The organism is Seleniivibrio woodruffii, from assembly GCF_029267515.1.
GTDB lineage: Bacteria > Chrysiogenota > Deferribacteres > Deferribacterales > Geovibrionaceae > Seleniivibrio > Seleniivibrio woodruffii_A.
In genome coordinates this window covers 16,878-27,823 of record NZ_JAJUIS010000019.1, presented here as the reverse complement: position 1 = coordinate 27,823, position 10,946 = coordinate 16,878, and the positions used below count along the sequence as shown (strand labels likewise).

Annotated in this window: 10 protein-coding genes; 5 read left to right on the top strand and 5 right to left on the bottom strand. The window is 42.6% G+C overall.

Translation table 11 applies throughout. The features are described from left to right. The coding region (locus Q7P67_RS12570) for a hypothetical protein (RefSeq protein ID WP_303852592.1) at positions 1 to 307 on the top strand (307 nt) is incomplete at its 5' end. Here Q7P67_RS12570 and Q7P67_RS12565 read toward each other — a convergent pair. The 5 genes from Q7P67_RS12565 to Q7P67_RS12545 all read right to left on the bottom strand — a co-directional run bounded on the left by Q7P67_RS12565 (position 308) and on the right by Q7P67_RS12545 (position 7,431). Further along, positions 308 to 2,605 (bottom strand): UvrD-helicase domain-containing protein, encoded by a 2,298-nt coding sequence (locus tag Q7P67_RS12565; RefSeq protein WP_303852591.1) that lies wholly within the window; start codon positions 2,603 to 2,605, stop codon positions 308 to 310. Positions 2,606 to 2,607: 2 nt separating this feature from the next. Next, positions 2,608 to 3,420 (bottom strand): hypothetical protein, encoded by an 813-nt coding sequence (locus Q7P67_RS12560; protein ID WP_303852590.1) that lies wholly within the window; start codon positions 3,418 to 3,420, stop codon positions 2,608 to 2,610. A gap of 380 nt (positions 3,421 to 3,800) precedes the next feature. After that, positions 3,801 to 4,043 (bottom strand): hypothetical protein, encoded by a 243-nt coding sequence (locus Q7P67_RS12555; protein WP_303852589.1) that lies wholly within the window; start codon positions 4,041 to 4,043, stop codon positions 3,801 to 3,803. A gap of 167 nt (positions 4,044 to 4,210) precedes the next feature. Continuing rightward, entirely contained in the window at positions 4,211 to 5,542 is a 1,332-nt protein-coding gene (locus Q7P67_RS12550; RefSeq protein ID WP_303852588.1) for a sigma-54 dependent transcriptional regulator, read from the bottom strand. Continuing rightward, on the bottom strand, positions 5,539 to 7,431 hold the full coding sequence (locus Q7P67_RS12545; RefSeq protein WP_303852587.1) for a PAS domain-containing sensor histidine kinase: 1,893 nt from the start codon (positions 7,429 to 7,431) through the stop codon (positions 5,539 to 5,541). The genes Q7P67_RS12550 and Q7P67_RS12545 overlap by 4 nt, the downstream gene beginning before the upstream one ends. Positions 7,432 to 7,525: 94 nt before the next feature. On the opposite strand from Q7P67_RS12545, the gene Q7P67_RS12540 reads away from it, so the two are divergent. The 4 genes from Q7P67_RS12540 (at position 7,526) to Q7P67_RS12525 (ending at position 10,929) form a co-directional block, all read left to right on the top strand. Continuing rightward, positions 7,526 to 7,921, top strand: coding sequence for a tautomerase family protein (locus tag Q7P67_RS12540; protein ID WP_303852586.1), 396 nt, complete (start codon positions 7,526 to 7,528; stop codon positions 7,919 to 7,921). Continuing rightward, the gene (locus Q7P67_RS12535) at positions 7,914 to 8,513 is read left to right on the top strand and encodes a trans-aconitate 2-methyltransferase (protein WP_303852585.1); all 600 of its coding nucleotides are present in this window, start codon (positions 7,914 to 7,916) and stop codon (positions 8,511 to 8,513) included. Before Q7P67_RS12540 ends, Q7P67_RS12535 begins: the two co-directional genes overlap by 8 nt. Next, positions 8,506 to 9,750 (top strand): NAD(P)/FAD-dependent oxidoreductase, encoded by a 1,245-nt coding sequence (locus Q7P67_RS12530; RefSeq protein ID WP_303852584.1) that lies wholly within the window; start codon positions 8,506 to 8,508, stop codon positions 9,748 to 9,750. The genes Q7P67_RS12535 and Q7P67_RS12530 overlap by 8 nt, the downstream gene beginning before the upstream one ends. Positions 9,751 to 9,843: 93 nt before the next feature. Beyond that, on the top strand, positions 9,844 to 10,929 hold the full coding sequence (locus tag Q7P67_RS12525; RefSeq protein WP_303852583.1) for a branched-chain amino acid aminotransferase: 1,086 nt from the start codon (positions 9,844 to 9,846) through the stop codon (positions 10,927 to 10,929). Positions 10,930 to 10,946 lie beyond the last annotated feature (17 nt).

Below are 10,946 nucleotides of genomic sequence, written 5' to 3'. Positions count from 1 at the left end.
CAGAAAAGAAGAAATCATCAACTTCTTTATAGATTTATATCAAGTGTTTAATGAAACTGACAGGGTATTAAAACAAGAAGGATTACAGGGATGGATTATTGGTAACAGAACAGTCCTTGGCAGTATCAATGTACCTCTGTCAGACATTTTGTCTGACTGGTTTGAGTCAAGGAGATATACAAAAGTCACTTCTCTCACAAGAAAATATTCTTTTAAAAGACTTCCTCATCATATGAACTCAGCTCTTGATAGAGACCAAAAAATCACCAGCATGATGGAAGAGCATATTATTGTTTATAAAAAATAACTATTCCATTTCAACTTGATCAATAAGTTCGTTTTCCACTGCTGTCTTAAATAGTTCTGATAAACCACAAGACTTTAAGCCAAATATTTGCACTTGATACTTTGCTCTAGTTATCGCCGTGTATAATTTATTATGAGCAATGTACTTTAAATACATATTACTTTCATTGTTATTTTTTTCTGGCACTCTCTCACTATCTGCGCCTGCGATAATTACTCCATCAAATTCTAAGCCTCCTATATATTCAGGCAATGAAAGTATGAAGTTGTTTCTCCTGTACGCATCTTGTTTAAGAGCATAGTCCCCTCTCTTTTTGATAAAAGTAGTATTTCTTTTATTATCAGCACAATACTTCTCAAATTCATGATAGAGTATGTTATCAAACACGATAATTGCTATTTCACTTCTTGAACAGCTTAGCTGAGTTTTCATTTTCTCAGCAAATTTAAATACATCCTTTATCATTTCTGAATCATTTAATGATAACACATAGCATGGTTTTCGTGACTTTGACTCATCAGACTCTGAGAATGAACTAACCGAATTTTCAAGTGAATTATGAAAGTTTGTAAATAATGTTGCTCCAGAGGATGTTATTGACATCGCTAAGTTTAATATGGAATTAGATGATCTAAAAATAGTATTTACCTTTGACGACTCTTCAAACTTATTGATTATTGCATTCTCTCCCATTGAGTCCCAACCTCTATCTCCGTTTGCTTGAGATGAATCAAAAGAAAATGATATGGGAATTTTAGTATCATTTTTACCTAAAAAGTGAAAAACAGAAAGTTCATTCATATTAAATAAATGTGTTTCGTCAACTAGTATTAAGTCGTATCCATCATTGATACGTCTTCTTCTCCAAACAGGTGTATCAAATCTGCTTGTAAGGGTTATTACAATATCATCGACATCAAAAACAGATGAGTCACTTAATTGTGATTGATAGTGTTTATATATATTGAATACAAAATCCTTATCTTCTGGTTTGCTAATTGGAATTCCATATTTTAATGAAGGGGTGTTCCTGTAAATTTCAAAGTTATCATTACACCTGCCTTTTATAAGAACACTTATTTCATGTCGGAACATTTGATATTTCGTTTCAGGTGATTCATTTTCAAGAAAAATCCTGAAATCATCAGAAATAATATCCTTATAAACATCATAGTGTGTAGTCATAACGTATTTAACTGCATCTTCAATAAAAAGCAATTGAGCTATTTTTGATTCTTCAGCATCTTCATCTAAAATATCTGTTAAGGATATTTGGTCTGACAAATATTGCACAGAAAGTTCCTGTAATGTCATAACACTTAACGTAACATTACTCTGACGTCTATCGTTAGATACTATATTATTTCCATGAATAATATTAATCTGCGTGACAACTTGTTCTTTAAGGGCTTCACTATGAACTATAAATACAATATTAAATATTCCATCGTCCATTACGGCAGTGTGATAGATGTTAATTGCTTTTAGTATTAAGCATAACGTTTTCCCTGTTCCAGCTGGTCCTTCTATCTTACACGGGATAGATGAGGGTGATAGGACAAAAGCTTTTTGATTTAAAGTAAGTTTCTGTAACCAGTTTTGAAATGAAAGACTCATATGTGTATCAAAAGTTGTATCTAGAGAGACACTACTTGATATTAATTCATCCTGACAAGAATTCTCATCATTTCTTTGATTACTTTGACGTCCATAAAATGCCACAATACTATTATAGTCCTGCATTGCTTTTCCAAAATTACTAGTGTCAGGATTTTCTTTATTGCCAAGTCCTTCATCATCGCTCACTTTGTACGCTAACAAGAACTTTCCTGTTCGGCTTGTCTTAGTTCCATGGAAAGGATCTCTATCTATTGCAATTCTGAACGTCCGCTTAAATGCCCATGAATAAGGGAAAACAGCTGCAAGATTTGAATTAGGAATTATACGTTCGCTTCCGCTAAAAGTAAGCTGTTTCCAATGCCTAACAGCAAAGCGAAGTAATCTTTGCAATATCAACAGTGAGTCTTGCTTAGAAAATGAACCAAATAAGCCTGTTTTTTCACAATCTATAACAAATAAGTTTTCGTTAACCCTTTTACTTCCGATAACATAAATACCATGTTTTGCTTTAATGCATCTTGCGACGTTGTTGATATTGAACTCATTATGTACGCAATCAAATTGGGTTGTCAACAGATCAGCAAATACAGCTCCCTGTTGAAATTCTATAGATTGAAGATACTGATCGTTAATAATTGAAGTTGTTGCTCCTTCATCAAATGCTAAGTATTTTATCATGATTAGCCACCCATTAATTTGTTTGTATATGTGTCTGGTAAATCATCAACACCAATTCTCATAAAAAGCAAAGCAAACGATTGCATTATATGTTCGATATATGGAGAATTGATCACAGCTAATGGATATATTTCTTCGTTACTATTTTTAACGATTTCTTTTTTTATTAAATCATCATCTGGTGATTGTATTTTAAAACCAGTAGGAAAAAGTTTGCATATATCAGCATTTATATGGCGAATTTCTCTCAGTAAAATAATATATCCTTCGAAATCATTATAAAATATAGATGGTAAGAAATAATGCCCAGCAACATCATTTTTAAAAATTCTTTTCATAAAGGGAGTTACTTGTTTATTATAATAAGTTTTTAATGAACAAAAATCAGTTATCTTTAATATCATATGTTTTTCTTTAATAAGTTCTGATAAATTATTTTGTTTTTTGGGTTTACATTGAGTTTTATAAAGATTTATCAACTCTTCTTCTGAATATGTTGTAATTAAAGTAGTTGGTATTTTCGTTTCCTTTAAAAGATTTTTTATCTGATCTTTATTATTGTTTAGTATCTCATTTTTAAGAATACGTAAACCGTAGATATCAAGCCAATCATTTAATTTGACTATTGGCAAGAAATTTATAATGGATGATTTAGCTTGAGCTAAATCACATCTAGCAGTAATTATAACACCCCATGTTTCTTTATTCTTAAAATCATTTACATATACATTATTAAAAATTGTACCTTGTGTAATTTCATTAGAATAAGGATCTCTTGTGAAAGTATTATCTTTGAAATGATTATTTTCTGCCATAATTATCCTTCTGATATGATTATCGTAAATATTATAGCATACTGTGTATATGATGTATAATTAATTTAATGCAAAATTCGGTTAAAATATAGTTCCCAACTTATTTTAAAAATAGTGCCTAAATAATGTGAGCTAAAAACCAGCATTCCAGTTTCCAACTTTGTAAAAAACAGAAAAGGCGTATGCGATTGTCAGTCACTTACGCCATTTTTAGTTTCCATCTTTATTTTAAACGTACAAGGAATCAATATATAGTTTATGTTTTGCATGGGCAAGGGATTCTTCTTTTTGCATGGGACAAAATGAAAAACGCCGCAGTTGCGTGCGGCGTTTTCTGTCGGAATTAGGGAAAGCTGAAAAAGTTGAAGGGTTATACCTGCTTATTTCATTCCGGCAGGTTTAAGAGTTTTGCATTTTTCCATTTCACTTTTGCTCAGTTTCACAGTCGCCGGATTCTTAGCGTAATCTTCGCATTTTTTCATCTCTTCGGGAGAAAGAACAGCGGCTTTAACCATCTCTTTTTTAACAGCGGGTGCTTTGGTTTCTGCTGCCATTGCGCTGAAAGCGGAAAACATCAGAGCTGCAGCGAATACTGTTGAAACGAAAAGTGTTGTCTTTTTCATGGTTGACCTCCTGAGTCAATTTTGTCTGTCATGCCAATATAATTGCAACTGGTATGCCAATTTTGACATGTTCAGGAAGTTTCAGTTTGACAAATGTTTATGGTGTTCTGGCTTGCCGGAGGATAATAAACTATCCGGTAAGTTTCTTGCCGGTGGTAAGGAACTTATCAGTCGGGATCGTCCACGCCGTATTCCTCCAGTTTTTTTCTCAGGGTGAGTCTGCTGAGTCCAAGTATATTCGCCGCTTTGGTTTTGTTCTTTTCCGACAGTATGTAAACAGAGAGAATGTGCCGTTTTTCAATTTCTTTCAGGCAGCAGAGTTCTGCCGCGGATTCAGGAGCCGCCGTATTGTGTTTTTTTGCGCCGAGGTCGGGCAGGCTGCCGAAAAGTGCCGTGCGTTCCATGATATTCCTCAGTTCCCGCACATTTCCGGGCCAGCCGTAATCCAGAATTATTCTTTTGTCGTTTTCGGTAAGTTCCATCGGCTGTTTATTCATTTTTCGTATGTATTTGTCCAGATAATGCTGAGCCAGCTCAACACAGTCCGTTCCACGCTGTGAAAGCGGCGGTATGCGCAGATTTACCACGTTCAGTCTGAAAAACAGGTCTTCTCTGAATTTTCCCTCCTTAACGAGGGTATCAAGGTTTCTGTGCGTTGCTGTTATGATGCGCACGTTGACCTTTGTCTCCTTGGTTGCGCCAAGTTTGTAGAACGTTCCGTTTTCAAGAAAACGCAGCAGTTTGACCTGTGTGGACATCGGCAGGTCGCCTATTTCGTCCATGAACAGTGTTCCGCCGGATGCCATTTCTATGAGTCCTTTTTTGTTTTTCCTTGCATCCGTGAAGGCGCCCTGTTCGTAGCCGAACAGTTCCGACTCGACGAGCTGTTCCGGCAGTCCTGCGGAGTTTATGCTCATGAAAGGGCGTTCTTTTCTGGGAGACAGCATGTGTATTGCCTCGGCGACAAGCTCCTTTCCAGTACCTGTTTCGCCGGATATCAGTACGCGGGTTTCATCGGATTGGGCAGCCAGAGTAATTTGCTGTTTAAGCTCATTCATGACCCGCGAACTGCCTACGATACAGTCCAGAGACATTCTGTTCTTCATGGCGTTTATAGCACCAAGGTTCTGTTTTGCAAGTCTCAGAGCCATTGCGTTGCTGACGCAGAGCTGCAGGTCTGCCAGTTCGAACGGTTTGTTCACATAGTCAAACGCGCCCATTTTCAGTGTCTTGACAGCCATCTGCACCTCAGGGTATGCGGTCACGACGATTGCCTCCGTATTTCCGGGTGAGTTTTTTATAATGGGCAGAAGGTCGGTGCCTTCACCGTCGGGCAGGTTAACGTCCAGAATAGCGACGTCAAAATCCTCGTACATTATTGCGTTTTTCGCACTTGCGAAAGTATTGGTAAGTGTTGTGTCATATTCCTTTGAAAAGAATCTGACCAGCGATTTTCCCAACAGAAGGTCGTCTTCTACTATCAGAAGTTTATTTTTCATTTGTCGTACTCTTTTATTTTGATTGTGGTTTCAAGCCCCATGCCTTCAATATTGCGTGCGGAAATCTCCCATCCTGCGGATTTTACAATGTCGTTGACGATGGCAAGCCCAAGCCCTGTTCCGTCCTGTTTAGTGGTGTAGAAGGGTTTGAACATCTTTTCAGGTTCCTTTGCTCCGCCTCCGGAATCTGTAATGCACACTTCACATGCACCATCTGCATCGTAAAGGTCGATGTCTATCCGTCCGCCGCCTTTTTCGGAAAGCTGCTGCACGGAGTTAAGCAGTATGTTAAAAACCACCTGTCTGAGCTGTATTTCGTCACACAGAACCATTCTGCTTTCAGCTCTTATGCTGATTGTGATGCCGTTCCGTTCCGTCTCTTTTTCAAGGGTTATGATAACCTCTTTAAGCACTTCGGCAATGTCGGCGGGTTTGAGCTCTGCCTGTGGCTTTTTGCCGAACTTTGTGATGGATTTCAGAAATACGGCTAGCTTGTCCACCTGGGAGATTATCATTGAGATAAACTCCCGCTCCTCTTCAGATTCGTTTTCGGCGCGGAGAACCTCCAAACTGGTTTTCATTGCGGCGAGTGGGTTGCCTATTTCATGCGCCATTGCGGCGGATATCATGCCGAGGGATGCCAGTCTGTCCGCGTGCATCAGCTCTTCCTGAATTTCACGAAGCTGTTTCTGATATTCAAGCTGTTTTTCTGTCATTCCGGCTATCTTGTCCACCTGTTCGGCGATGCGCGTTTCAAGGTTTCTGTTGAGTTTTTCAAGCTCCGTTGTGCTTCGTTTCAAACCCAGCGCCGTTCTTCGTATAGCGTGACCGATGCCGTCGAACTCGCTGATTCCTGTCTCGGTGAATTCATCCTCCGAAGCAGTGGGGATGAATTTTACGAGGTGTTTGACCTTCTTTATTATGTCGGAGGACACCAGCAGGGTGAAAAGGAGCACGAACACGAAAACCACCCACAGGCTAACCATGTAAGGGCGCATTATGGAGAATACAGCCGCGTTTATTTCGCTGTCCGATTCGTAAATTGCCACATACCAGAGGTTTGCTCCTTCTGAGTTGTCAAATTTAACAGGCATGACAGAAAGATATCCGCCTTTCACCCGTTTCTGGGTGATGTGCTGCTGAGTAAGGAGGTTTGTAGCATCAATGCCGAAGCGGTTGCGTATCATGTCCGCACCGTATTCCCTGAAACTGCTGCCGTCGTAGCTGATGTATCTGCCTGAGTTGTTTATCAGCATAGCCTTTGCGGGCTTTGCTCCTGCTAGGGGGAGGATATGTTTGAATATGTAGTTGCCGTCGAGATTTATGAGCAGTAGCCCGTTCTTTTCAACCTTAACGCCGATTCGGGCGACAAGTCTTCTGATGTGTCCTTTTTCCTTATCAACGTTCGGGTCGAGACCGGAAACGTATATATATTTGCCGGACATCTGCATCGCCTGACGGAAGTAATATTTGTCCGAGCGGTTGTGCAGTTCGTCGTCCTTTGTGCGCGACAGCCCTTTGGGAGTTCTGTTGAGACGTATCATTTCCATTCCGCTTCTGTCTAAATATTTGATCTGCAAAAATTCTGGGTGGCGCTGCATTATGGCGCTGAATTCGCTGGCAAGTCCCTGCGGGTTGTCTGTTTTGAGGAATGTTCTGAAACTTTCGTGCTGTTCCACAACGGAAAGTTCAGTTGCCGAGGAGACCAGCATCTGGTCGATGAGAGAATCAACCATGGAAAACTGCTCGTCGATGATGTTTTCCGAAGAGAGCAGAGCCGACTTTTTAGCAGAGAAATAGACGCTTGCCGAAAGAAGCATGGTGGGCAGCAGCGCCGTAATAAAAAATGCAGGCAGCAGCCTGCCTGTGATGGATTTGAATATTTTCATCGTACTTAAAGTGTACACTCTTTATTTAATGTTTCAAATCTGTTTAATATTTGAATGACAGACGAATTAGTTTATAGTTCGTCAGGAGGTTCTTATGCCCAGTGTGCTTATTGAGGTGCGCAGACACTTCACAAAAGAGGAGGAAGAGGGGATCATGGAGGCTGTTCACGCTTCGCTGCGTGAGGCTTTCAAGATTATGCCCCACGACAGAAACGTTCGTCTTATTGTGCACGAACCCCACAGGTTTATGTGCCCGCCAGACAGGGAGAAGCCGGACTATTACACCCACATAAGCATCGATGCGTTCGCGGGCAGGTCTCTGGACGCGAAACGTACGCTTTATAAAACCATTGTCGAGAAGCTGGAACTGTTCGGCATACCGAAAAATCATGTGAAAATATTGCTGCGCGAGATACCAAAAGAGAATTGGGGCATACGCAGCGGACAGGCTGGCTGTGACGTTGAGCTGGGATTTAAGATAGATGTATGATACGTCCAAAACTGGTAAAAACTACGACAAGATAGCGGTTTGGTGGCATGAGCAACATAAAGATTCTGCATACGGGGTGAATGCGCTTAAAAAAGTGCTGTCCATGTGCGGTGGTTCGCGAGCGCTGGATGTCGGGTGCGGCAGTGGCGGTCGGTTTGTGCTCACCATGCAGAGTTCAGGGTTCGCCGTTACCGGAATTGACGTTTCAGAAAAAATGATTGAGCTGGCAAAGGTAAATCATCCGGAATCTATATTTTATCACGCTGATATCTGCACATGGCAGACCGCCGAAAAATATGACCTGATAACTGCATGGGACAGTATATTCCATTTGCCATTAAACATGCAGGAGCCAGTCATAAAAAAGCTCTGCAGCATGCTGAGTGTCAACGGACTTTTGATGTACACATTTGGCGATGCTGTCGGCGAGCATACGGACACATGGCACGATGAAGAGTTTTATTACAGTTCCATCGGCATAGAGGGCAATATGAGACTTCTTATGGATTGCGGATTAACGCCTATTCATCTTGAGCTTGACCAGTACCCGCAGAAACACGTCTGCGTTATGGCGGTGAAGCGTGATGTATGATGTCATAGTTATCGGCGGCGGTGCGGCGGGGCTTATGGCGGCGGGATTTGCCGCAAAAGAGGGCGCTAAGGTGCTTGTCGTCGAAAAGATGGTGACGTGCGGACGAAAACTGCTCATAAGCGGCAGCGGGCGCTGCAATATCACCAATACACTGAAAGATACGAAGCAGTTCGTATCAAAATTCGGCAAAAACGGAAAGTTTCTGTATCAGGCGGTAAATTCGTTTACTACCTCGGATGTGGTGGCTTTTTTTAACTCCAAAGGGCTTAAAACCACAGTTGAAAAGGGTTTTAAGGTGTTTCCGGCGGGTGAGGCGGGCTCAGCGGACGTTCTGCGTGCGCTGATGAACTTCTGCGTGTCAAACGGTACAGAGTTTCTGCCATCCTACCCTGTGACTGCTGTAAATACGGAGGACGGACATATAGTTTCCGTAACTGCTGGCGGGCGGGAGATAAAATGCCGTGCGGTTGTGATCGCCTGCGGCGGAAAGTCCTATCCGGCGACAGGTTCGTCGGGCGACGGCTACACTCTGGCGGCGGCGCTGGGGCACACAATAGTTGAACCCCGTCCGGTGCTGGTTCCCGCATATTCAGGCGACGAGTGGATAAATGAACTGCGTGGCGTGAGTCTGCGCGATATCCGCCTTACGCTGGTTTCCGGTGGAAAACAGACTGCATCGGCAGACGGCGACCTCGTTTTCACGGACAGAGGTGTTTCGGGTCCTGCTGTGTACGACATCACCCGTCACGGGTTCGACAGGGATGGGGAAAATAAACTTTTGATAGACCTTTTTCCTGCGAAACGTTTTGAAGATCTGGACGCGGAGCTTGAACAGGCGGCGCGGATAAATAATAAAAAACATATTAAAAATATTATAGACGAGTGTGTTATGTCTTCCATTGTTCCGGTGGTGTTTCAGCTTTCCGGCATAGACCCTGTGCTGAAAGCGTCAAATCTGTCAAAAAAGGACCGTAACAGGCTGGCTTCTACCATGAAAGGGCTGGCACTGAACGGAGTGACCTTTGCCGGATTCGAGCGGGCGGTTGTAACGGCGGGCGGTATCAGCCTTAAAGAAATCGACGGCAGAACAATGAGTTCCGCGATTGTTGAAGGGCTTTATTTCGCTGGTGAGGTCATAGATCTGGACGCGCCCACAGGCGGATATAACCTTCAGATGTGCTGGAGTACGGGCAGACTTGCCGGAATTTCCTGTGCAGAATATGCCAAAAAGAGATAATAAGCATTTTCTCCTTTACTATCTGCATATCAAGGGAGTATATTTTCATGCACGAACCCTTTATCGCGACGGTAAAGGTATTGGAGGAGTCCCATGGAAATAGCATCCAAACTGCTTCCCGAAAGTGAGAGGAAGTATTCGCAGATCGCAGGTATCAAAGACCTCCCCTTCGGTCAGTTCCGCACAGACCACATGTTTCTTGCGGACTACAAGGACGGGGAATGGAAAAACCCACGCATAGTGCCCTACGGCCCAATCGAAATGATGCCCGGCGCCGTGTCCCTGCACTATGGTCAGACAATTTTTGAAGGCGCGAAGGCGTTTAAACATGCCGACGGCGAGATTTACGCTTTCAGACTGGATCAGAACGCGAAAAGGATGAACGTTTCCGCAGAACTCGTCTGTATGCAGCCAATCAGCGAGGAACTTCAGGTGGAAGGCGCTATGCGCCTGATGGACGTTGACCGTAAGTGGTGCCCCGATGTTCCCGAATCATCCCTGTACATACGTCCCTTTATGTTTGCAACTGAGGACGCACTCGGTGTCCGTCCCAGCCTTGAGTTTAAATACTGCGTTATCCTGTCCCCAAGCGGTCCTTACTATGCTGGCGGATTCAACCATAGCGTGAGACTGCTCATAACCGATAAGTATCACAGAGCTGTTTCCGGTGGTACTGGTGCTTCCAAAACAGGCGGAAACTACACAGCATCTCTTAAACCCGGTATGGTTGCGAAGAAATGCGGCGCAAGTCAGGTTCTTTACCTGGACGCCACAAACACATATATTGAGGAAGCGGGCGCTATGAACCACTTCCATATAATGAAGGACGGCACGGTTATCATCCCTGAATTCACGGATTCAATCCTGCGGTCAATCACTTCCATATCTATGATAGAGCTTTTGCCTTCACTCGGCTTTAAAGTTCGTCAGGAACGCATCGCCATCAAGGATTTCGTCGCCCAGATAAAGAGCGGCGACATCATAGAGGCGGGCGGTTTCGGTACTGCCGCTGTGGTTTCACCTGTTAACGAATATATCTTCGACGACGGTGAGATAATCAAGGTCGGCAACGGACAGATAGGCGAAAACACCAGAAAAATATACGAAGCCTACACCGCAATTCAGAAGGGCGAGGCGCCCGATAAATTCGGCTGGCTTAAAAAAGTAGAAAGATATTAAAAATCAACCGGGGATGC

Coding starts and splice junctions, on each gene's coding strand:
- Q7P67_RS12565 (WP_303852591.1), bottom strand. CDS start 2,605: ATGATAAAATACTTAGCATTTGATGAAGGAGCAACAACTTCAATTATT.
- Q7P67_RS12560 (WP_303852590.1), bottom strand. CDS start 3,420: ATGGCAGAAAATAATCATTTCAAAGATAATACTTTCACAAGAGATCCT.
- Q7P67_RS12555 (WP_303852589.1), bottom strand. CDS start 4,043: ATGAAAAAGACAACACTTTTCGTTTCAACAGTATTCGCTGCAGCTCTG.
- Q7P67_RS12550 (WP_303852588.1), bottom strand. CDS start 5,542: ATGAAAAATAAACTTCTGATAGTAGAAGACGACCTTCTGTTGGGAAAA.
- Q7P67_RS12545 (WP_303852587.1), bottom strand. CDS start 7,431: ATGAAAATATTCAAATCCATCACAGGCAGGCTGCTGCCTGCATTTTTT.
- Q7P67_RS12540 (WP_303852586.1), top strand. CDS start 7,526: ATGCCCAGTGTGCTTATTGAGGTGCGCAGACACTTCACAAAAGAGGAG.
- Q7P67_RS12535 (WP_303852585.1), top strand. CDS start 7,914: ATGTATGATACGTCCAAAACTGGTAAAAACTACGACAAGATAGCGGTT.
- Q7P67_RS12530 (WP_303852584.1), top strand. CDS start 8,506: ATGTATGATGTCATAGTTATCGGCGGCGGTGCGGCGGGGCTTATGGCG.
- Q7P67_RS12525 (WP_303852583.1), top strand. CDS start 9,844: ATGGAAATAGCATCCAAACTGCTTCCCGAAAGTGAGAGGAAGTATTCG.